This window comes from Acidimicrobiia bacterium (genome assembly GCA_040902765.1).
Taxonomy (GTDB): Bacteria; Actinomycetota; Acidimicrobiia; order Spongiisociales; family UBA11373; genus DATKBG01.
In genome coordinates this window covers 38857-62294 of record JBBDWO010000030.1, presented here as the reverse complement: position 1 = coordinate 62294, position 23438 = coordinate 38857, and the positions used below count along the sequence as shown (strand labels likewise).

The following is a 23438-nucleotide window of genomic DNA, read 5'->3' as shown; positions in this document are numbered from 1 at the left end:
CGGGTAAAGCCGCAATTCGCGATTGGCGATTCGCTATTCGCCAAGAGGCGCTCGATCCACCCACGCCAGCGTTGGCTCGGTCCTGCGAATCGCGAATTGCGACTCGCGAATCGCGAACCTACTTGGCCACCACCACGCCGCAGCGGCAGTTGGCGTCGGCAGGGGGCACCCGCTTGTCCGCCGGTGGATCGGCCAGCTCCCACACCGCCCCATCGGCACCGAGGCAATCGGTGCACCCCACACCCGACGAGAGACCCTGAAGACGATCGAAGCCACCGGCTTCGAGCGAGACAATCATCGCGTCGTTGAAGGCGGCGATGAGGATCGAAGCGATCCATCGCTCGGCGTCGTCCACCCGCCAGGTACGCAGCACCGACCGGATCGCGGTGATCCGCTCGGCGGCGGCGCCACCTCGGGAGAGAGCGGCGCGCAGCTGGCTCCCGAGCTCCCCCGCCATCGTGCCCACCATCGATCGAGCCCGCCCCGCCTTGGGGATCACCGGATCGACACCGGTGGTCTGGCGCGCCTCGTCGGCGCCCGCCGAAGAAGCCCGTGCCAGGAACGGCTCCAGGAGCGCGGTGAGGTCTGACCCGATGGCCTCCGCCGCCGGAGACCACTCGCCCTGCTCAAGCCCCTCGATCGCCCGATCCTGGAGTTCGGCGATGCGGCGCTTGACATCCCGCAACGCCGCGTTGTGGAGTCCCATCAGTCTCCGATCCCGCACGGCGAGCGGGTCGTCGCCCGACTGCTCCCCGGAGCCCAGCTGGTGCTCCGCCGTCGAGCGCAGGGCTTCGAACAACGATCCGATCTCGCCGAGCTCGGGCCGGCGGGTCCGTGGCTCGGCCCCCCGGTCGGCGGGTCCCGGCGCGGACGATGTCTCCCCGTCCCGACGGATCTGCTCGACCTCGGCCATCAGCGACTCACCGAAGTCGGCGCGGGGGTCGGGGCCCGACTCGTCGCCGAGGTGGACGGGGGCCACCGGCTCCGGGAGCGAGCCTGGATCCGGGGCGGGCTCGGCGGGCAGCACGGTCACCTCGGCGATGGAGCGTTCGGCTTCGAGGAGCTCCAGGTCGGTGAGCACCGCCTTCCGGCGGCGCTCGGTGGCATCGAGGTCCCCATCGAAACCCAGCTCGGCTCGCTCGAGGATCTCGGCAGCGAGCATCCGAGCGCGGGCGATGTGGTGCTCCGCCTCCACCCGCGCCGCCCTCACCATGTCTTCGGTGTCCTTCCGGGCCGCCGCGACCCGGCGATGCGACTCCCGCTCCCCCTCGGATCGGAACTTCAGCAGCTCGTCTCGTGCCTCGGTGACGAGCTGCGTCGCCCGCGTGGCGGCGCCGTCGACCAGGGCCACCCCTTGCTCCCAGGCCGCCTGTCGAACCTCGAAAGCCGCCGCTTCGGCATCGGCGAGCGCCCGCTCCGCGGCGTCGTCGGCTTCGCTGGTCGCCTTGTCCGCCTTCTGCCGCGCCTGGGTACGAACCCGCTCGGCATCGTTGCGGGCACGCTCGCGAAGAGCGGTGGCGGCGTCGTTGGCCGCCTCGAGAATGCGGCCGACTTCGTCGCCGATCGCCGTGAGGTCACGCACCAGGTGGTCGGCACCGCCCACCTTGTCCACTTCGTCCATGAGCAACCGGTACCGACGCTCCAGCTCGGCCCACCGCTCCACCGAGATGGCGACCAGGGCATCCACTGACTTCTTCTCGTAGCCGCGCCTCGCGGTCGGAACGCCACGAGTTGACAGCGTCGCCGGACCGAGGTCGTCGGGCGCGCGACTGAGCGTTGGTTCGTCGTCGGCCATGGCCCCTGACGATACAACGAATCAGCTATTGGCTATTAGCTATTGGCAATTGGCCAGACGCCAGGAGCACTCGCGGGGCGTCAGGGCGAATCTGGCTAATCGCTAACTACTAATAGCCAAAAGCTAATTGGCTGCCAGGCGCTGGGCCTTGGGTTCCAGGGCAGCGAGGTGGTCGAGGGCATCCTGGAGGGTGTCGACCGGGACGATGACGACCCCATCCCCCTCAGCGGTCAGCGCCGCCTCATAGTTGGCGGTGGGCACGAAGACGATGTCGACGCCGAGGGCACGGGCTGCGTAGATCTTCTGGCGGACGCCGCCGATCGAACCAACGGTCTCGTCGAAGTGAATGCTGCCGGTGGCCGCCACCCGGTAGCCCTTGAGGAGGTCCTCCTCGGTGAGCAGGTCGAGCAGCGTGATCGCATAAATGAGACCGGCAGACGGTCCACCGATGTTCCGAGAGTCGATCCGGACGTCGAATGGCAGGACCATCTCCAGGTCGAGGGTGCTCAGCAGGACTCCCACCATCGCGGTGTCGGGGAGCTCGGTGTGCGGCACCAGGGTTATTTCCACTTTCAGCGGTTCGCTGCCGCGAGTGCCCGACAGGGTGATGGTGTCGCCGATACCGAACGATCGGATCACGGCGGCGGCGTCGGTTTCGGTGACCACCGCGGTGCCGGCGATCTCGGTGATTCGGTCCCCGAGGAGGAGCACCCCCTCCGCGGGCGAACCCTCGACGATCTGGAGTACCTCCACCCCCGAGCCAGTGAAACCGACCTCGTATCCGGCTCGGTCGAGCGCCACGAAGACGGCCGTGTCGATCGAGGCGTCCATCGCCTGGAGATTGGTGCGGGTCAACTCCTCTCGGCTCACGCCCGACGGTCGCACCGCCTCGCGCGGGATCAGGTCGACCTGCGGATCGAAGAACCGCGCCTCCAACCACTCGAAGGCGTTGACCTCCTTGAGTCCGACGGTGAGGAGGAATGCCGACCCGTCGAGTTCGAACGTCGATGCATCCTTAATGGTCACCAGATCGGCCACCGGCTCGATGGGGCCGGGAGACATGGCGAAGTACGGGACCTTGACCGGCCACAGCAACGCAACCGACATACCTACGGCGAGAAAGGTGACGGCGAGGAAGAACGGCCAGCGCGCGCCGCTCCGCGCTGGCCTGGGTGGGGTGAGGGTCGTGGAGGGATCGATCATCAGCGCCGCAAGCGATGGTACCGGCGGCTTGCGGTTACCGGCTGCCGCCTACCGGCCGGCGCCAAGAGCCGGAGGGCTCCGGACGCGACGGGAGCGGCCCTTGGGGGCCGCTCCCGTCGGTCATGTCAGACGGCTACCCCAGGTCGCAGGGTGCGGCCAGATCGAAACCGTCCGCCAGCGGACTGGTGAACTCGGGGGCGACGACCCTAAGGCCGTCGGGCGCCTCCTTGTGGACCCGCGCCAGCAGCGACGACCGCACGATCTGGTCGTTGACGGCACCGACGTACGACCGCGTGGGCAGCATGCCCTCGTAGTCGACGCCCGCCAGCGAGCCCGCGACGGCGAGCACGTTGGCCCGCGTCAGGTCACCGGAGGCGATGGCCGCCTCGAGCAGCGCCTTGATCGGATACGACCACACCCAACCGGCGACGTAGCCACCGTTCGGCGTGGTTTCGTTCGCCTCGGCGGCATCCCGCATGGCCCTGTGCCCCGGCGTGTCGGTGGTCCAACCGCCCCACGGGATCGTGGAGTTGTAAACAGCCTCCAAGAGCGGAACCAACTCCGCGATCTGGAGGAGGCCTACGTTCCACGTCGGGGCGGCGCCGAGCACCTGGAAGGCCTGGTGGCCCGCGGTGAAGGCACCGCCGGTGATCGTCGCCATCTCCCGCGGCCCGGTCACGAACACGATGAGGTCTGGACGGTGAGTCAGGATCAAGCCCACGGCCTCGTCGGGAGCACCGCCCGCTGCGAACGACGTCTGCAGGTGGTCGAACAGCGGCTCTCCGAGTTCCATCAACGCCGCGGCGATGATGGCGCCGTTGCCGTAGTCGCCTCCGTAGTCGCCGCCGAACCGGACGAGCGCCCAGGTGTAGTCCTCACCGAAGTTCTCTGTCATCGGGCCGTGCATGGCCGTCATGCCGTTAATGGCCTCCAGGCAGTACGGCGCACCCGACTCGAGGATGTGATCGCCACCCTGGTCCGAGAAGGCCCAGCCCGACCACCAGGTGGCGGGTGCCGCGACCACGCTCTCCTCGATCATCCGGGGGATGACCGCCTGGGTCTGCGGGGTGCCGAGGATCTGGGCAAAGGCCAGAACCCGGTCGACCATCAGCTCGAAGCCTTCCACGGTGCCGGGGCCGGTGTAGTGGGCGTCGAATGTGTCCTCGTCACGAATGATGACGTCGAACCCGTCGAGTCCGCCGTCGGCGTTCACCCGTTGCCAGAAGTGCTTCTGGGCGTCGGTGATCGGGATCGCCACCGCGGCGAACGGGCCGTCGCTCAGGTCCGAGATGATCCCGAGGTAAATGCACCCGTTGCCGTCGTTGACAGCATCTTCGCACGGCGCCGGCGTCACACCGACATCGAAGGCGACTTCGTCATCCGGAGCCTCAGTGGTGGCCGTGGGCGCCGCCGTCGTGGTGGGTGCGGCGGTCGTGGTCGTCGTGTCGTCGTCGCCGCACGCCGAGGCCACGAGGGCCAGCACGGCCACGAGGCCAGTGGCCATGAGCCATCGTCTCTTCATTACTTCCTCCTCAGTCGCTTAGGACGTCGCCGGTCGGACACCGGAACTATAAGCCTATCCAAAGTCGCCGGGACTTTCAGTAGCTGAACGGCCAGGACTTCCAGTAATTCCTGACCCTGATCCATATACCGTACAGCCCCAGCGGCTCGAAGATCAGAAACCCGACGATGAGCAGACCGAACATCACCTGCTCGAACTGGGCCGTGGTCAACACCCCGCCGGTGGTGGAGATGAAGCCGAAGAGCGCAAAACCCGCCAGCCACTTGACCATCGTGGGGAGGAAGGTGATGAAGAACGCCCCCATGATCGACCCACTGATGGTCGCCACGCCGCCGATGAGCACCATCGCCAAGTAGCGGATGGAGAGCAGAAGGTTGAACTCGGCAGGTTCGAGTCGGCCGATCGCCGCATAGAGCAGAGCGCCAGCGACCCCGGCGTAGAACGACGAGACCACGAAGGCGATCGTCTTGTAGCGAGTCAGTGAGATGCCCATCATCTCGGCGGCGATGTCCCGGTCGCGCACCGCGGCGAATGCCCGGCCCACCTTCGACCGCGCCAGGTTCTTGGCGGCGAGACCCATGACGAGGAGCAGGATCAGGCCGAGGAAGTAGAGCTTCTGATTCTTGGACAGGAAGATGCCGAACACCTCGCCGGCCTGGTCGAAACGGAACCCGAGGACCTCGGGGACGCCGGTGTCGCGTCCGACCCCGACGCCGCCGGTGTAGGACTCGGCCTCGCGGAACACGTGCTCCCCGAGAAAGACGAGGCCGAGGGTGACGAATGCCAGATAGAGCCCCTTCAGCCGAAACGCCACCGGTGCCACCAGGAGCCCGATGGCGGCGGCCACCAGCCCGGCAGCCGGCAGCCAGACGATCAGGTCGAGGTCGAAGCCGTAGAGGATGGTCCGCTCGGCGAAACCGCCGGTCTCCAGGTCGAACACCTGCCGGCTGACCTCGACCCCGCCGAGGATGGCGCCGGTGAACGCCCCGACGCCCAAAAAGAAGGCATGGCCGAGCGAGACCTGCCCGGCGAGACCGGTGACGATGTTCAGGCCGATGGCGGCGATGGCGGCGAACAAAGCGCCAACAGCCAGAAGGCGGATGTCGGCCTCGAGCTGGATCCCGAAGACACCCGGGACGATCGGAATGCGCACGCCGAGGCCCAGGATCACGGCCCCGACCAACAACAGCCCGAACCAGAGCCGGGTCACGCTGCTGCGGAAGATGGCGCCGTCCGAGTCGTAGTCGGTGACGAGGCCGGGTCGGAGCCTCATACGCGCTCGACCTCCTCGGTCCCGAAGAGGCCGTGCGGCTTGACCAACAGCACCAGGAACATGACGAGATAGGGCACCACCTGGGAGAAGTTCCTGCCGAGGAACTCGGCGTACTGCGGCTGGTAGAAGGCCGTCATCGTCTCGGCGACGGCGACGATCAGCGCGCCGACCAGGGCTCCCGCGATCGAGTCGAGCCCGCCGACCACCACCACGGGCAACGCCTTGAGGGCGACCACGCCCGCGGTCCGGTCGAGACCGAAGCCGGTCCCGATGAAGAGGCCGCCGAACATCGCCAACACTGCCGCCAGTGCCCAGGAGACGGCGAAGACCGCTGCCACCGAGACCCCCGCGGTCAGCGCCACCTCCTGATCGAAGGCGCTGGCCCGCATCGCCAGGCCGAACCGCGTGTACCGGAAGAAGGCGAGCAGGAGCACCACCAGGATCGCTGCGGTGGCGATCGCCGCCAGCTGGCGATGCCCGATCGACACCGGACCCATCTGGAGGGTCTGCAGGCCCCAGGGGTCGCCCATACCCAGGATGTTCACCCCGATGAGGTCGAGGGCGAAGATGGTCAGCACCGTGTTGATGCCGATCGTCATGATCGCCACAGCGAAGACCGGTTTGCCCACCATCGGGCGCAGCGCGGTCCGCTCCACCACCACCCCGGTGAGCGCCGACAGCACTACGGCGATGGCGATAGCGATATAGAACGGGAAGTTCCAGACGGTGGCGAAGTAGACCACCCAGTAGGCACCGAGCAACAGGAGGGCCGGCTGGGCGAAGTTGAGCACCTGCGTCGATTTGAAGACGATCACGAATCCGAGCGCCACCATCGCGTAGATGGCGGCCAGGGCCACGCCGTTGACGAGGACCTGGAGGAGGCTCATCGATACATCGACTCGATGTCGTCGGCGAACCGCTCTTCGATGATGGAGCGCTTCACCTTCTGGGTCGCCGTCAGCTCGCCGTCCTCATGATCGAGTTCCTTGGTGAGCAGGCGGAATGTCTTGATCTGCTCGACCCGGGCGAATTTCTCGTTGGTGGCATCGACCGCCTTGCGTACCAGTTCCACCACCTCGGGCTTCTCTGACAGGTCGCGATAGGTGGTGTGCGGGATCTTGCGCCGCTGAGCCCACTCGCTGACCACCTCGAACTCGATGCCGATGAGCGCGGTGAGGTACTTGCGGCGATCGCCGATGACGATCGCCTCCTTGATGAACGGTGACGTCTTGATCGAGTTCTCGATCTCCGACGGCGAGATGTTCTTGCCGCCGCTGGTGATGATGATGTCCTTGATGCGGTCGATTATCCGGATGTGGGTGCCGTCGACCCACTCCCCCACGTCTCCCGTGTGGAGCCAGCCGTCGGCGTCGATGGTGCGCGCCGTAGCATCGGGCATGTTCCAGTAGCCGGCGAACACGGCCGGGTGCCGCATCAGGATCTCGTTGGTCGCCGGATCGAGTCTCACCTCGATCTCCGGTGAGGGCTCGCCGACCGTGCCCACCTTGATACGCCCGGGAACGTTACGGGTGGCGATGGCGGAGTTCTCGGTCATGCCGTAGGCCTCATGGATGGGGACACCGATCGACATGAAGAACTCGAGGATCTCGGGAGCGATCGGCGCCGCGCCGGATATCCCGTACCGCACCCGCCGCAGCCCGACGCGGTCGCGGAGCGCCCGATACAGGAACAGGTTGCCCAGCGTGTAGAGCGCCCTGGACAGGAGGGTGTGGCGACCCTCGGTACGCACCAGGGTTCGCCCGACGAGGCGTGCCACCCGCATCCAGATCACCGAGTTGGCCCGCTTGAGGCGGGACCCGGACGCCAGCTTGACGAGCATCATGGAGTGGATCCGCTCCCAGATGCGAGGGACGCCCTGCACGATCGTGGGCTGGACTTCACGCATGTCCTGGACGAGGGTGTCCAGTGACTCCCCGAAGTGGATGACCGTGCCCGATCCTATGCCGACGAGGACGGACACCAGCTTCTCGTAGATGTGACACAGCGGCAGGTAGGACACCACCAGGTCGTCGGTGCCGGGCGGCTCGCCGATGAGGCCTTCCTCACTGTTCGCCACCTGCATGGCGAACTGGAGATTCCCCAGGGTGAGCATCGATCCCTTGGGAGGGCCGGTCGTGCCGGATGTGTACACCAGGTAGGCGAGGTCGCTCGGGGTCGCCGCCGCCATCCTCTCGGCCACGGCATCGGGATGTTCCTCGCGATGGGCGCGGCCGGCGGCCATGAAGGCATCCCAGGAGATGAGCCGGGGATCGTCATAGGCGTCCACCCCCCGATGCTCCAGGTACACGATGACTTCGAGTGCGGGGAGTACGTCCGTCGGGATCGCCAGGACCTTGTCCGCCTGCTCCTCGTCTTCGACCACCAGGATCCGCGACCCCGAGTTCTGAAGGAGGTACTGGACTTCGGCGGCCGGGTTGGTGGGGTACAGGCCCATGCAGGCCGCCCCGGCGGAGAGCGACCCGAGGTCGGTGTACAACCACTCCGGTCGATTGTCCGAGTGGATGCCGATCCGATCGCCCCGCTCCACGCCATGAGCGATGAGGGCGTGGGCGAACGTCTCCGCCTGATCCCAATACTCGGCCCAGGTGACCTCGCGCCAGATGCCGCGATTCTTTTCGCGCAGCGCCACCGCGGTCGGCATCTCCTCGGCACGACGGCGCAACTGGGCCGCCGGCGTGTTCAGTGTGGTCTGGTGATCGAGGGTGGCGGTCATGAGTGCTCTCCTGTCTCTGCGGTCGCATGGGGCTGCCCCAGGTAGGCGGCGATCACGTCCTGGTTTGATTGAATCTCGGCCGGGGTCCCGGTGGTTATCGGCTTGCCGAAGTCGATGACGAGTACCCGATCGGCGAGATCCATGACCATGCGCATGTCGTGGTCTACGAGAACGACGGCGATACCGAGCTCCCGGCGGATGTCGGTGATGAACCGGGCCATGTCCTCGGTCTCCTCGAGGTTCATCCCGGCGGCGGGCTCGTCGAGGAGCAACACCCTGGGGGCCATGGCGAGCGCCCGACCCAGCTCGACCCGCTTCTGGATCCCGTAGGGAAGCATCAACACGTAGGACTTGCGGTGAGGCTGGATGTCGAGGAAGTCGATGATCGCCTCGACCACCTCGCGGTTCTCGGCCTCCTGGCGGGCCGCCCTGCCGACCCGCACCATTCCGGCAACCGTTCCGTAGCGGAGGTGGCGATGTCGGCCCAACATGAGGTTGTCGAGCACCGTCATCTGCGGAAAGAGCTCGATGTTCTGGAAGGTGCGCGCTACCCCCATGTTGGCGATGGCGCTCGGCTTCTTACCCAGGATGTCCTCGCCCAGGAATCGGATCGACCCCTCCTGCGGGTGGTAGACACCCGATATGCAGTTGAAGATCGACGTCTTGCCGGCTCCGTTGGGTCCGATGATGGCGAAGATCTCACCGTTGCGGACGGCGAGTGATACGCCGTCGATCGCCTTGATGCCGGCAAACGAGAGGTGGAGATCATCGATGTCGAGCACCACCTCGTCGCCGGTGCTCGGCTCGAGGACCTCGTGAAGCAAGCGAGCTCTCATGACAACCACCTCTTCTTGCGTCGGTAGTGCTTGACCTGGGCGAACGAGGCGGTGTCCTCACCGTGCAGGCCCAGATAGAACTCCCGCACGTCGTCGTCCTGGAGCAAGGTCTGGGCGGGCTTGTCCATGACCACCTTCCCGGTCTCGAGGATGTAGCCGTGATCGGCGATCGACAGCGCCATCATCGCGTTCTGCTCGACGAGGAGCACGCCGGTGCCCTGCCGGTTGATCTCCACGATGATGTCGCGGATCTGCTGGACCAGCAGCGGCGCCAACCCGAGGCTGGGCTCGTCGAGGAGCAGGAACCTCGGACGCGACATGAGCGCCCGTCCTATCGCCAGCATCTGCTGCTGGCCGCCGCTGAGGTAGCCGGCGGTGAACTTCGGTCGCTCCTTGAGGGCGGGGAACAGCCCGTAGACGCGATCGAGACTCTCGGCCATGTGCTTGCGGGCGGTGTGCGCCCCCAGCCGGAGGTTCTCCTCGACGCTGATCTCGCCGAGGATCCGCCGGCCCTCGAGCACCTGACTGATTCCGGCCCCCACGATCCTGTGTGGGGCGAGGGCATGGATCGGACGCTCGTCGAGCAGGATCTGTCCCTTGGTCACATCCCCGTTGTGTACGTCGAGCAGCCCGCTGATCGCCCGCAGCGAGGTGGTCTTCCCCGCGCCATTGGCGCCGAGAAGCGCGACGATCTTGCCGTCGGGAACCTGCAGCGAGATGCCGCGAAGCACGAGGATCACATCGCTGTAGACGACCTCGAGATTCTTCAGCTGCAACAACGGGACTCCCCGGGGGCGTTGGGCGAGCACGATACCAAGCCGGGCGCCCCGCTGCCGGGGCAGCGGCGTCACCCGTTGCCGGTTACCCGTTACCCGTTACCCGTCAACCGATGCTTCTCTGGCCATGAGCCATGAGCTATGAGCTACCAGCTCCTGAAACCCACTCTTCGCCTTCTTCCCAGATCTCCTTCTTCCAGATCGGGGCGCGCTGCTTCAACTCGTCGATGAGGTAGCGGGCGGCGTCGAAGGCTTCGGGACGATGAGCAGCCGACACGGCGACGCCGACCGAGGCCTCCCCCACCGCGAGTCGCCCGGTGCGGTGAGCCACGGCGACCACCAACAGCGGCCAGCGGTCACGGGCTTCGCCGACGACCGATGAGATCGACTCCTCCACCACGCCCGTGTACGCCTCGTATTCGAGGGCGACGACCCCCCGGCGATCCGCAGAGTGGTCCCGCACCGTGCCCAGGAACAGCACCACGGCGCCCGCGGCGGGTACAACGACCCGGGCGACGAGGGCCGTCGGGTCGATGGGGTCGGCCGAGACGACCACCAGGTCGCCGGGTCGGCGTAGGGATTCTGGGTCCATACAATCGCCTCATGGCCGACACTACCGGGCCAGCCGACGCTGGCACCGACCCGACGTTCGATCCCGCGGAGCCGGCGCCGTCCCAGCCGATCGCTTGGCCCCCGCTACCGGCGGCGACCCCGCGAAGAGAGCCCCGATCGCGGCGAGTCTCGGCTGCGCTCGTGCTGGTGGTCGCCATGGCCGCGCTCTTCGGCTCGATCGTCGGAGCGGTGACGACCCGATGGGCGACCGACCGGGTGGAAGCGGTCGCCACCACCGTCACCACCACCCTGCCCCCGGCCACTACCACCTCGACACTGCCGGCAGACCCGAGCCTCGCCGACGTCGCTCGCGCCGTCATCCCGTCCATCGTCGTCGTGCAGGTCGGTACGGCCACCGACGACGGATTCGTCGGACAGGGCGGCGGCTCGGGTGTGATCTTCGACGATCGCCACATCGTCACCAACCACCACGTCATCGCCGATGCCGCCGCCATCCAGATCACCTTCAGCGACGGGACGATCGTCCCGGCGACACTGGTCGGCAGCGACGACCTGACCGATCTGGCCGTCGTCACCGTCGACCGTCCCGGACTGGTGCCACTCGCCACAGGCAGCACCGAGGACATCTCCGTCGGGGATTCGGCCTACACGGTGGGGAACCCGCAGCTCATCGGGGGTGGCCCATCGGTGACCGCCGGCGTCGTCTCGGCGTTGAATCGCAGTGTCACCATCAGCGGTAGGGATCACTTCGGCCTCCTCCAGACCGATGCGCCATTCACCCGTGGGTCGAGCGGCGGCGCCCTCGTCGACGGACGGGGACTCCTCATCGGCATCACCACCGGCGTCGGAGTGAGCGACTACGGGCAGGAGGGTGTCGGGTTCGTCATCCCCATCGAGATCGTGGAGCGCATCGTCGCCGACCTGATCGAGGACGGGGTGGTCACCCATGCCTTCCTCGGAGTCTCCGGCAGCACCCACTATCCGGAGTCGGATGACGGTTCCAGCCGCCCTGCCGGGGTGCTCGTCGAGGAGGTGATCGCGGACACCGCGGCCGCCGATGCCGGGGTCGCCACTGGCGACGTGATCGTGGCCGTCGACGGCTTCGAGCTGACGACGATGGAGGACCTGGTCGTCCGTATGCGGCTTCGCCGGGTGGATGATGTCGTCCAGCTCGTCGTCGACCGATCCGGCGAACGCCTCACCTTCGACATCACCCTCCGCCAGCGACCGGAGGGCGTGTGACCGACAACCTCTTCGACCGGCTCGCCGACCTGTTCCGATCCCCCGGGCCGGTCAACTGGCGCCTCGCCCGGGAGATCGCCGAGAGCGTCGCCGGGCCGGCCGCGCCCATCGATCCGTGGGCAGCAGATCAGCTACTGGATCTCGTGCCAACGGCTCAGCGGCTCGTTGCCGCCGGTACCCCGCTGGATGCGACGGCACTTCCGTCACCACCGTCCATCCTCGATCGCCGCTCCTGGGCAGGCTCGACCAGCGAGGGCCTCACCTACCTGGCGGCTCCGATCGCCGAGCGCATGGGGGCCGCCGGAGGGGAGCTGGGTGCGATGCTGCAGCCGCTGGCACCGTCGCTAGTCGGCATGCAGGTGGGTGCGCTCAGCGGCCTCGTGAGCCGACGAGTCTGCGCGAGCTTCGACCGGGGGATCATCGAGAGCGCAGCGCGCGCCCCCACTTTCGTGCCCGACAACCTCACCGAACTCGCCGACGGCCACGACCTCGACCGGCAGCAGGTGACCATGTGGGCGGCGCTGCGCGAAGTGGCACACCAGGCGATCCTCGAGGTCCCCTGGACCCACGAGCACCTGGAGATGCTCGGCGATGCCCACGCGGCGAGCACGGACATCGATGACGAGGCGCTCCAGGAACGGCTGCGACTCCTCCAAGATCCCGATGCGATCCAGAGGATCCTCGATGGCGGTGACACCCCGCAGATCTTCGATCAGCCCACCGAGTTCGGCGAGTCGCACCAAAGGCTGACCGCCTTCTACTCCGTGATCGAAGGATGTGGAGCGGCGATCGTCCGGCGGGTCGGAGCCGCCTACCTGCCCGACCTGGACCGGATCGAGGTGGCGCTCGACGCTCGCCGGTCCGAGGCTCGAGGACAGGAGGGGCTCGCCCACGGCTTCCTCGGCGTGAGCCTCGACCCGGGTGTACCGTCGAGGGGCACCACCTTCTGCAATGACGTCGCCCGCCGCTGGGGCGACGACGCCCTGGATCGCCTCTGGGAGGGTCCGGACATGCTCCCGACCGACACCGAACTCGACGACCCCACCGGCTGGGCAGCGAGAGTGCTTCTTTGAGCTGGCCGTCAACCGTCAACCGTCAACCGGAGTCTGACTGGTAGCCGGTAGCCGGTAGCTGGTAGCTGTTAGCCGGTAGCCGGTAGCCGGTAGCTATTTGGCTGCTGCTGCAGTGCTCGTGGCGTAGTCGTGCTGGGAGGCCGCCTGAAGGCTGAGGACGAACTGGGTTTCTCCGTCGACTCGACGGTGATCCAGAGCGCCCCCCAGGAGCCGGGCAAGGCGTCGTGACACCGACAGACCGAGACCGATCGAGCCGGGCTGGCTCGATCCAGGCGCACCCGAGTAGAAGGCTTCGAAGATCCGATCGGCCACGGCGGTCGGAATGGCCGTCCCCCGGTCGGCGACGACGATCTCGACGCCGTCCGGTGTCGCCTGGGCCGAGACCCGGATCGGTGGCACGCCGTACCGGGTCGCATTCACCGCCAGGTTCCGCACGATCTGGCGGACGCGTCCCCCGTCAGCCATCACCGCGAGCCCTGACCCGACGTCGACGCTGAAGTCATCGGAGCCGGCTACACCCAGCGACCTGACGGCTGCGTCGATGGCGGCGCGCACGTCGACGGACTCCATGTGGACGACGAGTTCGCGGTTGTCGATGCGAGCGGCGGTCAACAGGTCCTCGACGATCCCGGCGACGTCATAGGCCTGCTCCGAGGCCATCGCCAGCAGTTCCCCGTGCTCGGGATCGAGACGCCTCGACCCGTCGAGCACCAGATCGAGGAACTCGACGACTGCGGTCAGCGGCGTGCGGATCTCGTGGCTCACCGCGCCGATCAACTCCGACTTGGACTTCACCAGCGACTCGAGCTCCTCGAGGTGCCGCCGCTCCTCGGTGACGTCCTGCAACTCTCCCTCGAAACAGAGAATCTGGCCATCCTGATCGAGGACCAACCGAGTACGGTCCCGGATCCAGATGAGCTCTCCGTCGGCTCTGCGGAACCGCACGTCGGTGGTCAACTGGTCGACATCACCGCCGAGCTTCGATCGGAGACGCCCGAGGTCCTCGGGATCCTCGAGCAAATCTCGCGCATTGACGCCGATCACCTCGTGGCGGGAGTAGCCCAGGATCTGGCCGAGGGCATGGTTGGCGTCGAGAATCTCACCGCTCAGTGCCGTCCGGTACAAGCCGACCGGAACCCGGTCGAACAGGTGCCGATACGAGTCCTCCCCCTCCCGGAGCTCCCCCACCAGGCCGTCGAGCACCCTCCACGCCACGGCGGCGGCACCGACGAGAGCGGCAGCGCCGACGAGGCCGCCAGGGCCGCTCGTCCGGGTGTACGCCACGAAGCCGTAGGTGGCGAGTACCGCCGCACCGGTGATGCCGGTGAGGCGGGTCCGAGCCGAGATGGAGAACACCAGGACCGCGGACATGACGAGAGCGGTGAGCACCCCCGGTATCGACCCGGAGGGTGCCAGCGCGACGATGAAAGGAGCCGCTGCCGCATGGAGCACGGCGACCGGGCGAAGGTCGTCGGAGCCCGCCCTGATCTGAACCACGAGCAGAATGGCAGTGGCGATCCCGACGGCCGCCCATACGAAGAGCCGGGGTGTCGCCGACACGGCGGCGACGACGCAGATCACCAGGATGACGACGACGAGCACGACCGTCAGGGCCGCCATGGTCCGGCGGCGCAGACGGATCAGGGTCGGGATGTCGGTCGCCACCGGGCGCGGCGACAGCACGATCGTTTCGCTCATCACTTTCCTATCGGACTCGGGCGGTCGGCTCTTGAGGCGATCGGCTCCTGAGAGGTCGGAGACTCCCACCGGACCGATACGATGCTGTTCCAAGCGTCTGAAGGGACCTCTCCATGACCGTCGAGATCGGCCAGCCGGCACCTCCGTTCTCCCTGCGAAACGTCGACCGCGAGCTCGTGAGCCTCGACGATCTCACGGGCCGCAAGACGCTGGTCGTGTTCATCCCCTTCCCGTTCACCGGGACCTGTGAGGGGGAGCTCTGTGCGATCAGGGATCGCCTGTCCGAGCTCGACGACCTCGACGCCAACGTGGTCGCCATCACCACCGACACCCTGCCAGCGAACAAGGCCTGGTCGGACCAGAACGGCTTCGGTTTCCCGGTGCTGTCGGACTTCTGGCCCCACGGGGCGGTCACCGCTGCCTACGGGACGTTCGACGAGGCGGTGGGAGCCGCAAACCGGAGCACGTTCGTGCTCGATGAGGGGGGGATCGTGCGTGACATCATCGCCACCGACAGCCGCGCCAATGCCCGCGAGTTCGACGCCTACGTGGAGGCGCTGGGGCGCCTCTCCTAGTTACCCGTTACCGGTTACCGGCGGAGCCGTGAGCCGGTAGCCAACGCCGCGCACCGTCTCGATGCGGGGGGCTCCCGGATCCACTTCCAGGCGGCGACGCAATCGGCGGATGTGCTGGTCGAGGGTGCGGGTCTCGGACAGCCAGGCGTATCCCCAGATCTCGTCGAGGAGGTCCTCCCTGGACACCACCCGTCCCACCTGGCGCATCAGCATCGCCAGGACCTCAAATTCCTTCTTGGGGAGGTCGTCGCCTCGGTCCCCGACGGTGAGACGCATCGCTCCCAGGTCGAGTGTGGCGGTCCCGACGGTGCAGACCGAGTCGTCGGCCTGTGGCGTCGCCCGTCGCGATGCCGCTCGGATCCGGGCGATCAGTTCCCGCACCGAGTAGGGCTTGGTCACGTAATCGTCGGCCCCGATCTCGAGGGCAGTGACGACATCGGCCTCAGCATCCTTGGCGCTGACGACGATCACCGGAACGGCCGAAGTGCTACGGATCCCCCGCAACACGTCGAGTCCGGACATGCCGGGAAGCATCAGGTCGAGGAGCACGATGTCGACCGGGTCACGACGAAACGCCTGGAGCCCGACCTTCCCGTCGGAGGCGGCCGACACCTCGAACCCTTCACGGTCGAGCGCTACGGTCAGGGCGTCGACGAAGGACGGCTCGTCCTCGATGATGAGGACGCGAGTCATTCGCCCTCCCACCGCGGCAGGTCCACGGTGAACGTGGACCCGACACCCTCGGTGCTGATCACCGTGACATCTCCGCGGTGAGTCCGGGCGATGTGCCGCACGATGGAGAGGCCGAGGCCCGTGCCACCGGTCTGCCGGCTGCGCGCCCGGTCCACCCGGTAGAAGCGCTCGAAGATGCGGTCGAGATGGGCCTCGGAGACTCCGATCCCCTCGTCGGTCACCGCGATCCGAACCCGGCCACGATCGACGACAACATGAACACGCACCTCCGCCTCCCGACTCCCGCCGGTCGCCGAGTACTTGATGGCGTTGTCGACCAGGTTGGCGACCATGGCTCGCAGCTGACGCCGATCGCCGCTCACCAGCGCCTCCTCGGGGACGGGATCGACGACGAGAGACACCCCGCGATCGGCTGCCAGGTCGGCGAACTGGGTCTCGATCTCGCCCATCACGGCGGCGATCGGCACCGGTCGATGCCGAACCTCGGCCGCCTCGGCCTGGGACAGGTCCAGGATGTCGTCGACGAGCTCGGCAAGACGATGCGCCTCGGCCTCGACCCGGCCGGCCAGTGCCGTGGCGGTGACCGGATCCCCCACCCCGGCGGCGAGGGTCTCGGCGAGGACGGCGAGGGCCGCCAGCGGGGTCTTGAGCTCATGGCTGACGTTGGCGATGAAGTCACGCCGCATGGCGAGCACCCGTCGCTCCTCGGTGACGTCGACGATGAAGGCGACCGCGCCGATGCTCTCCACGCCGAAGTCGAGGGGAACGGCCGTCACCTCGATGATGCTGCGAACCGGCGTGTACAGCTCGACCTCGACCTCGACGGCGCGCCGGGTGACGACCGCCTTCTCCACTGCCTGACGGACGCGAACTTCGGCGACGGCCTCGCCCAGCCTCGACCCGAGGAACCGCTCCGCCGCGGGGTTGGCGCTGATGACGCCCCCGCTGTCGTCGGTGATGAGGATGCCTAGCGGCGCCAGATGTACCGCTCCGGCGAGCCGACCGCGCTCGCGCTGTGCCGACGCGGTGGAGCGTTCCAAGGCGTCCAAGGCGGACGCCAGGGCGCTGGCACGCCGCTTGCGCGGCACGGAACCGCTGACCCGCCGCAGGGCGTCATCGACGGCCGCGGCGCTCCGGCGGTGGGTGATCCAGAGGAGGACCACCACGATCGACGTCGTCGCGGCGACCACCACGGCGATCACGGTGCCGGTGTCCACGACGCCGAGCATAGGAGCAGCCCGCGTCCACACAGCAGCAGGAGATCAAGAGTTCACGCCGGCGTCACGCACCCGTCCCGTCGGCTTCACCGCCGCTCCGTAGCGTCCCCGGCGACACATGCATGAGCATCACGAAATGAGGAAGGAACCCATGACACGATCATCGAGGCGGCTGAGTGCCGTCACACTGGCAGTGCTCCTCACCGCGGCGGCCTGTGGTGGGCGCTCCGGAGATGGCGACGGACTCAGCGGAGACGTCCTCATCGACGGATCATCGACCGTCGGACCGCTCACGGAAGTCGCCGCCGAGCTGTTCATGGAGGAGAACCCGGACGTTCGCGTCACGGTGGCCATCTCGGGCACCGGAGGCGGGTTCCAGAAGTTCTGTATCGGTGAGACGGACGGCAACGACTCGTCGCGGCAGATCTCCGAGAGCGAGATGGAACTGTGCACCTCGAACGACATCGAGTACGACTTCGTTCAGTTCGCCAACGACGCTCTCACGATCCTGGTCAACAACGACCTGCCTATCGAGTGCCTGACCGTCGAGCAGGTCCGCCAGATCTGGGACTTCGGGTCCACGGTCAACATCTGGGGAGAGGTCGACGGTCTCGACCTGCCCGACGAGTGGGCCAACGAACCCCTCCGCCCGTACGGGCCTGGCACCGACTCGGGCACGTTCGACTTCTTCACGGAGTCGATCATGGGGGAGGTCGGTCAGATCCGGACCGACTACAACGACATCGGCGAGGACGACCTCGCCGCAGTGCGGGCCATCCAGACCGACCGCGGCGCCACCGGCTATATCCCCTTCTCCTACTACCAGGAGGTCCTGGCGGATGTGAAGGGTCTGGCCATAGACGGCGGCAACGGGTGCGTCGAGCCGACCCCGGAGAACGTACGCAACGGGACGTATCAGCCGCTCGGACGCCCGCTGTTCGTCTACTTCAGCAATTCGGCGCTCGCCCGGCCGGAGGTGCTCGCCTTCGCCGAGTTCTACGTGGAGAACGCCCTGCACATCGCCGAACTCGCCGAGTTCGTGCCGATGACTCCCGAGCAGCAGGAAGAGGCCCGGCAGCGCGTCGCTAACCTCGTCGGCGGATGACCAGAGGCAGCGACGAACCAGGGGCCGGCGTGGGAACACGCCGGCCCCTGGTTCCCTCCGGGTCCCGGTACGGGGAGACCGTGATCAGGGGTCTCCTCTTCCTGTGTGCGGCCCTGTCGGTCGTGATCACGATGGGCATCGTGCTCTCGATGATCGGGCCGACCATCTCGTTCCTCGGCCAGGTGCCGATCGGTGAGTTCCTCACCGGGACCACCTGGGCGCCGTCGTTCGCCACGCCCTCCTTCGGCGTGCTCCCCATCGTGGTGGGGACCGGGATCATCCTCGTCGTGTCCCTCACGGTGGCCATCCCGGTAGGGCTGCTGTCGGCGATCTACCTGTCCGAGTATGCATCACCGAAGGTTCGTCGCGTGATCAAGCCGGCGCTCGAAGTGCTCGAGGGAATCCCCACCGTGGCCATTGGCCTGTTCGCCTTCTGGTTCCTCCACCCCCTGATCAAGAACCTGTTCCCCTTTCTCGGCGACTGGCGATCCCCCTTCTCGGTCGGCGTGGCCGGCGTCGCCGTCGGGCTGCTCATCGTGCCGCTCGTGGCCTCGATCGCCGACGACGCCATGCGAGCAGTACCCCGAGCGCTGCGAGAGGGGGCCTACGCCCTGGGTTCGGGCAAGCTCGCCGTGTCTCTCCGGGTCGTCTTCCCGGCAGCGATCTCCGGCATCGTCGCCGCGATCGTGCTCGCCGGTTCCCGGGCCGTAGGCGAGACGATGGTGGTGCTCATTGCCGCCGGTGCCGGCAACCCCAGGCTGTCCTTCGATCTCACCGAGGGGGTCCAGACGATGACCGCCTACATCGCCGGGAGGGCGACCGGCGACATCCCGGTGGGGACCCTCGCCTACGACACGCTATTCGCCGTCGGCACCCTTCTCTTCACCGCCACCCTCATCCTCAACACGATCGCCATCCGATTCGTCCGCCGCTTCCGGGAGTTGTACGACTGATGCCCCCCACCGCCACCCCCCGCCGGGTACGCCGGGCGGCCGAGGGCGCCCGGTCGGCCACGATGGCTGCACTGACCGCACGGACCCGACGCGGTCGGGCCACGAGCACGGCGTTCCTCGGGATCATGCTGGTCGGGCTCTCGTTCGCCCTGGTCGGACTGCTCTCCCTCATCGTTTTCATGTTCGTCGAGGGCGGAGGGCGCCTCAGCTGGACACTCCTCACCGAAGGACCATCGACGATCAACCCCGGCGGCGCTGGCTACCGACCGGCGATCCTGGGCACCCTCTGGGTCATCAGCGGAGTCATCATGCTGATCGTGCCCCTCGGCGTCGGGTCGGCCATCTACCTGGAGCGGTACGCCTCAAAGGACCGCTGGTGGAACCGACTCATCGAGCTCAACATCCAGAACCTCGCCGGCGTGCCCTCGATCGTCTTCGGCATCCTCGGCCTCGCCTTCGTGGCCCGAGGACCGCTGGGGCTCGGTTTCGTCGCCATCGCAGGATCCATCACCGTCGCCATGCTGGTACTCCCCACCGTGATCCTGGCGGCCCGCGAGGCCATCAAGGCGGTCCCATCGTCGATCTCGGACGGAGCCATGGCCCTCGGTGCGACGCAGTGGCAGACCACGCGGCGGCAGGTGCTCCCGATCGCCCTCCCCGGGATCCTCACCGGCGTGATCCTCGCCGTGGCCCGGGCCATCGGGGAGGCCGCCCCGCTGCTCCTGGTGGGAGCCGTGAACTTCATCACGTTCGATCCCACCTTCACCAGCCGGTACACGACTCTGCCGGTTCTCATCTACAACTACTCGACGAGACCCCAGGAGGAGTTCCGGGTGCTCGCCGCCGCCGGCGTCATCATCATGCTGGTGCTCGTGCTGGCGATGAACTCGGTCGCGGTCTGGCTGCGAAACCACTTCGAGACCAAGTACCGGGAGCATTGACATGACCAACGAGGAGGACCCGAGCGTGGACCAGACAGACCCCGAGGGCATCGACGCCGGCCACCGGCCCACCATGACCACGGCCACCAGCGCCTCGAGGCCCAATCCCGACGCCGCCGTGATGCTCGACGTGCGGGGCCTGTCGGTCCACTACGGAGACTTCCTGGCCGTGGCCGACGTCGACCTCGCCCTCCAGGAGAACCAGATCACCGCGCTGATCGGACCGTCCGGCTGCGGCAAGTCGACGGTGCTGCGCTGTCTCAACCGGATGAACGACCTGATCCCGATCGCCCGGGTGAGCGGGGTGGTCGAGTATCACGGGGTCGACCTCTACGGCCCCGGGGTCGATCCCGTCGAGGTGCGCCGGCGGATCGGCATGGTGTTCCAGAAGCCCAACCCGTTCCCCAAGTCGATCTACGACAACGTCGCCTTCGGCCCCCGGGTGCTCGGCGGCGACGACGACCTCGACGGTCTCGTGGAGGAGTCCCTACGCCAGGCAGCCCTGTGGGAGGAGGTGAAGGACAAGCTCGGCGAATCGGCGATGGCCCTGTCGGGTGGTCAGCAGCAGCGCCTCTGTATCGCCCGGGCCATCGCCACCCGCCCCGACGTGGTCCTCATGGACGAGCCGTGCTCGGCCCTCGACCCGATTGCGACGCTCCGTATCGAGGAGCTCATGTTCGAGCTCAAGCGTGACTACACGATCCTGATCGTCACCCATAACATGCAGCAGGCAGCCCGCGTCAGCGACCGCACCGCCTTCTTCACGGTGGATGTGACCGACGAAGGGAGCCGAACCGGACGGCTCGTCGAGTTCGACGACACCGCGACGCTCTTCACCAGACCCAAGATCAAGGCGACCGAGGACTACATCACCGGCCGGTTCGGCTGAGAGAGGACCCGACCATGGCCCCGGAACACGACGAGACCCGCTCACGCTACGCCGAGAGCCTCGAAGCCGTGAAACGAGGGACGCTGCAGCTGGGTGCCCTGGTGGTCGAGAACACCCGACGCGCCACCGAGGCGATGCTCGAGAACCAGGTCGATCTGGCGCGCCGCGTGGTCGAGGCCGACGGGGAGATCGACGAGCTCTACTCGGGTCTGGAGCGCAGGGTGTTCGAGATCATGGCCCGACAGCAGCCGGTCGCCGGCGACCTGCGCCTCCTGGTGTCGGTGACGCGGATCCTCTACGAGATCGAACGCAGCGGCGACCTGGCGGTCAACATGGCCAAGGGGTTGATCCACCAGGACGGCTACACCCTCCCCGAGGAGCTGCACGGACTGATCGCCCGGATGGGTCGGGGATCGATCGATCTGTTCACCAAGGGCCTCGACGCCTTCGACACCCTCGACCCGGCCGCTGGAGCACGGCTCGACCGCGAGGACGATGTCGTCGACGAACTCGTCGGTGACTTCTACGCCGCGATCGCCCGGGTGGCGGGGGACCTCGGATTCGACGTCGCCGTCGAACTCTCCCGCGTCGGCCGGTACATGGAGCGCATCGCCGACCACGCCGTCAACGTCGCCGAGCACGTCACCTTCATCGTCACCGGGTCATTCCCGGAGGACGAGTCGGTTGCGGTTCGCGATGAGGACTGAGCCGGGCAACAGCCCACAGGATTCCTTTCTCCCCCCGAAGGGGGGAGAACCGCAGGGAGCAGAGCGACCGGAGGGGAGGGGGGAGGGTGCACCGTACGGAGGCCTCGCGACGCGTCTGGCCTCCCCCTCCGTCATCGGCCTGCGGCCGCTGCCACCTCCCCCTACGGGGGAGGGAAACGAGACCGTGGCTCAGCTCACGGAGAGCGCATCGATAAAGCTCTGGAGACGCTCTCTGGTGACGAACCGCACCCGCTTGTCGCGACGCTCGCGGTCGTAGACCTCGAAGGGTCCGTACTTCTCGGTGATGAGCAGGCCGCGCTCCGCACCGGCGGAGCCGAAGTCGACGACGAAGGTGCGGATCGCCTGCTCTCCGAGTTCGGGATGCTCACCGGCCCCATGGCCGATCACCCGCACGAAGGTGCGCTGGCCGCCGCGAAGTGCCGTGTAGGTGGCGGCTCCCGCCTCGGAGATCTGGTAGCCGGCAACCCGCATCACGCCGAGGACGATGTCGCCGGCCGAGGCGCTGTCCGGGTCGATGCCCTGGGATCGGAGTCCGGCCGCGACGACGCCGGGGAAACGCAACTCGGAGGAGAGCGGGGCGAGCTCCTCACCCCGAACCCGGTCGGCGAGGCCCGGAGCGTGTGCGGGCAGGTCGACGAAGCGGTCGAACAGATCCAATTCGGGTCGACGGGCGTGGGCGAAAGCCTCGGGGATCAGCGGCGGCGGCAGGGTCCCGGGGGTGTCCAGGGAGATGCGGGCCGCCTCCACCCACTCCGTCCCGCGGCGTCCGAACGCCACCACCCGGGTCACGTCGTCGATCGGAAGCTGATGCCGCTTCTCTCGCACCACCTCGATGGCCTCACGGCCCAGGAGTTCGCCGAGCACGGGGTCGTCGCCATCGGACAGCGGCACCTCGAAGTAGACGCGGGCGGCACCGTCGGCCACCCGAAAGTCGGCCACCGCGGGGCGAAGCCGATCGTCGCCGGCATCGCCGGAACCGGCCACCGCGGCACCCGAGTCTTCGGATCCCCTGCCGCGGCGCACCAACGCAATCACGACGGCTACCACGATCACCCCACCGGCTACGGCCAGCCACTCCACGAGAGACACGCTCCTACGGTCGACGTGACCCGATTCTAAGGGAGGAGCCAGTGGTCAGGGAATTGAGGAACGTGTAACGCTCAACGCTCAACGCCAGAGGTCGTCAAGTCCTGCGTTGGGCGTTAAGCGTTGAGCGTGAAGAGCAGCTCCCAGCTACCGGCTACCCGCTACGAAGCTCGTCTCGCCGCTATCTGGCGGTCGCGACGGACCTTGCGGCGTTCGCGCTCTGACATGCCGCCCCAGATGCCGAACTTCTCGCCGGTCGTAATGGCGAACTCGAGGCACTCCTCGCGAACGTCGCAGGCGCGACAGATGGCTTTTGCGGTGCGGGTCGATGCACCGCGCTCCGGGAAGAACAGATCGGCGTTGGCACCGGTGCAGTTGGCCCGATCCTGCCAGGCGAGATCGTCCCCGGTCCCCAACAGGGCTTGCCGCAGATCATCCAGCATGTGGCCTCACCTCGTGAATTACATTGATGTGATTAATCCCATGAGTATTGCGCGCGGAGCGCGCGCAGTCAACCAGGAATCGC

The 23438-nt window shown here is 67.4% G+C and carries 22 protein-coding genes; 8 read left to right on the top strand and 14 right to left on the bottom strand.

All coding sequences use genetic code 11. The features are described 5' to 3' along the window. Positions 1-118: 118 nt before the first annotated feature. The 9 genes from WEA29_09475 to WEA29_09435 all read right to left on the bottom strand — a co-directional run bounded on the left by WEA29_09475 (position 119) and on the right by WEA29_09435 (position 10731). Positions 119-1795 carry a hypothetical protein gene (locus tag WEA29_09475; GenBank protein ID MEX2323984.1) on the bottom strand — a complete coding sequence of 559 codons (1677 nt, stop codon included), beginning with the start codon at positions 1793-1795 and terminating at the stop codon, positions 119-121. 123 nt (positions 1796-1918) lie between these two features. Next, on the bottom strand, positions 1919-2998 hold the full coding sequence (locus tag WEA29_09470) for a PDZ domain-containing protein (protein ID MEX2323983.1): 1080 nt from the start codon (positions 2996-2998) through the stop codon (positions 1919-1921). A 133-nt stretch (positions 2999-3131) separates the two neighbouring features. Then, the gene (locus tag WEA29_09465; GenBank protein MEX2323982.1) at positions 3132-4520 is read right to left on the bottom strand and encodes an ABC transporter substrate-binding protein; all 1389 of its coding nucleotides are present in this window, start codon (positions 4518-4520) and stop codon (positions 3132-3134) included. A 76-nt stretch (positions 4521-4596) separates the two neighbouring features. Beyond that, entirely contained in the window at positions 4597-5793 is a 1197-nt protein-coding gene (locus WEA29_09460) for a branched-chain amino acid ABC transporter permease (protein ID MEX2323981.1), read from the bottom strand. After that, a complete protein-coding gene (locus WEA29_09455; GenBank protein ID MEX2323980.1) occupies positions 5790-6680 on the bottom strand; it encodes a branched-chain amino acid ABC transporter permease in 891 nt (296 codons plus the stop codon). The genes WEA29_09460 and WEA29_09455 overlap by 4 nt, the downstream gene beginning before the upstream one ends. Continuing rightward, positions 6677-8527: an AMP-binding protein gene (locus tag WEA29_09450; protein ID MEX2323979.1), complete on the bottom strand. Its 1851-nt coding sequence runs from the start codon at positions 8525-8527 to the stop codon at positions 6677-6679. The genes WEA29_09455 and WEA29_09450 overlap by 4 nt, the downstream gene beginning before the upstream one ends. Next, on the bottom strand, positions 8524-9363 hold the full coding sequence (locus tag WEA29_09445) for an ABC transporter ATP-binding protein (protein ID MEX2323978.1): 840 nt from the start codon (positions 9361-9363) through the stop codon (positions 8524-8526). Before WEA29_09445 ends, WEA29_09450 begins: the two co-directional genes overlap by 4 nt. Continuing rightward, positions 9360-10142 carry an ABC transporter ATP-binding protein gene (locus WEA29_09440; GenBank protein MEX2323977.1) on the bottom strand — a complete coding sequence of 261 codons (783 nt, stop codon included), beginning with the start codon at positions 10140-10142 and terminating at the stop codon, positions 9360-9362. The genes WEA29_09445 and WEA29_09440 overlap by 4 nt, the downstream gene beginning before the upstream one ends. A gap of 136 nt (positions 10143-10278) precedes the next feature. Further along, positions 10279-10731, bottom strand: a complete 453-nt coding sequence (locus WEA29_09435; protein ID MEX2323976.1) for a molybdenum cofactor biosynthesis protein MoaE — start codon at positions 10729-10731, stop codon at positions 10279-10281. Positions 10732-10742: 11 nt separating this feature from the next. On the opposite strand from WEA29_09435, the gene WEA29_09430 reads away from it, so the two are divergent. After that, positions 10743-11954, top strand: a complete 1212-nt coding sequence (locus tag WEA29_09430; GenBank protein ID MEX2323975.1) for a trypsin-like peptidase domain-containing protein — start codon at positions 10743-10745, stop codon at positions 11952-11954. Beyond that, positions 11951-13027 (top strand): zinc-dependent metalloprotease, encoded by a 1077-nt coding sequence (locus tag WEA29_09425; protein MEX2323974.1) that lies wholly within the window; start codon positions 11951-11953, stop codon positions 13025-13027. The genes WEA29_09430 and WEA29_09425 overlap by 4 nt, the downstream gene beginning before the upstream one ends. Positions 13028-13120: 93 nt before the next feature. On the opposite strand, the gene WEA29_09420 is transcribed toward WEA29_09425, so the two are convergent. Further along, complete coding sequence (locus WEA29_09420) at positions 13121-14725, bottom strand: PAS domain-containing sensor histidine kinase (GenBank protein MEX2323973.1); 1605 nt, start codon at positions 14723-14725, stop codon at positions 13121-13123. A gap of 113 nt (positions 14726-14838) precedes the next feature. Between WEA29_09420 and WEA29_09415 the strand changes: the two genes are divergently transcribed. Continuing rightward, positions 14839-15300, top strand: a complete 462-nt coding sequence (locus WEA29_09415; protein ID MEX2323972.1) for a redoxin domain-containing protein — start codon at positions 14839-14841, stop codon at positions 15298-15300. On the opposite strand, the gene WEA29_09410 is transcribed toward WEA29_09415, so the two are convergent. Both WEA29_09410 and WEA29_09405 read right to left on the bottom strand, forming a co-directional pair. Then, a complete protein-coding gene (locus WEA29_09410) occupies positions 15301-15993 on the bottom strand; it encodes a response regulator transcription factor (protein MEX2323971.1) in 693 nt (230 codons plus the stop codon). It lies immediately after the preceding gene. After that, positions 15990-17210 carry an ATP-binding protein gene (locus WEA29_09405; GenBank protein ID MEX2323970.1) on the bottom strand — a complete coding sequence of 407 codons (1221 nt, stop codon included), beginning with the start codon at positions 17208-17210 and terminating at the stop codon, positions 15990-15992. The genes WEA29_09410 and WEA29_09405 overlap by 4 nt, the downstream gene beginning before the upstream one ends. 151 nt (positions 17211-17361) lie before the next feature. Here WEA29_09405 and WEA29_09400 point away from each other — a divergent pair, with 151 nt between their 5' ends. The 5 genes from WEA29_09400 (at position 17362) to phoU (ending at position 21805) form a co-directional block, all read left to right on the top strand. Then, positions 17362-18315 (top strand): PstS family phosphate ABC transporter substrate-binding protein, encoded by a 954-nt coding sequence (locus WEA29_09400; protein MEX2323969.1) that lies wholly within the window; start codon positions 17362-17364, stop codon positions 18313-18315. Further along, positions 18312-19268 carry a phosphate ABC transporter permease subunit PstC gene (pstC, locus tag WEA29_09395; protein ID MEX2323968.1) on the top strand — a complete coding sequence of 319 codons (957 nt, stop codon included), beginning with the start codon at positions 18312-18314 and terminating at the stop codon, positions 19266-19268. Before WEA29_09400 ends, pstC begins: the two co-directional genes overlap by 4 nt. Next, a complete protein-coding gene (pstA, locus tag WEA29_09390; protein ID MEX2323967.1) occupies positions 19268-20209 on the top strand; it encodes a phosphate ABC transporter permease PstA in 942 nt (313 codons plus the stop codon). Before pstC ends, pstA begins: the two co-directional genes overlap by 1 nt. Positions 20210-20282: 73 nt before the next feature. Continuing rightward, on the top strand, positions 20283-21098 hold the full coding sequence (pstB, locus tag WEA29_09385; GenBank protein MEX2323966.1) for a phosphate ABC transporter ATP-binding protein PstB: 816 nt from the start codon (positions 20283-20285) through the stop codon (positions 21096-21098). Positions 21099-21112: 14 nt separating this feature from the next. Then, positions 21113-21805: a phosphate signaling complex protein PhoU gene (gene phoU / locus WEA29_09380; protein MEX2323965.1), complete on the top strand. Its 693-nt coding sequence runs from the start codon at positions 21113-21115 to the stop codon at positions 21803-21805. A gap of 189 nt (positions 21806-21994) precedes the next feature. Here the strand turns inward: phoU and WEA29_09375 are convergent, their stop codons facing one another. Further along, positions 21995-22915 carry a hypothetical protein gene (locus tag WEA29_09375; GenBank protein ID MEX2323964.1) on the bottom strand — a complete coding sequence of 307 codons (921 nt, stop codon included), beginning with the start codon at positions 22913-22915 and terminating at the stop codon, positions 21995-21997. Positions 22916-23073: 158 nt separating this feature from the next. Then, positions 23074-23355: a WhiB family transcriptional regulator gene (locus WEA29_09370; GenBank protein MEX2323963.1), complete on the bottom strand. Its 282-nt coding sequence runs from the start codon at positions 23353-23355 to the stop codon at positions 23074-23076. Positions 23356-23438: the final 83 nt, after the last annotated feature.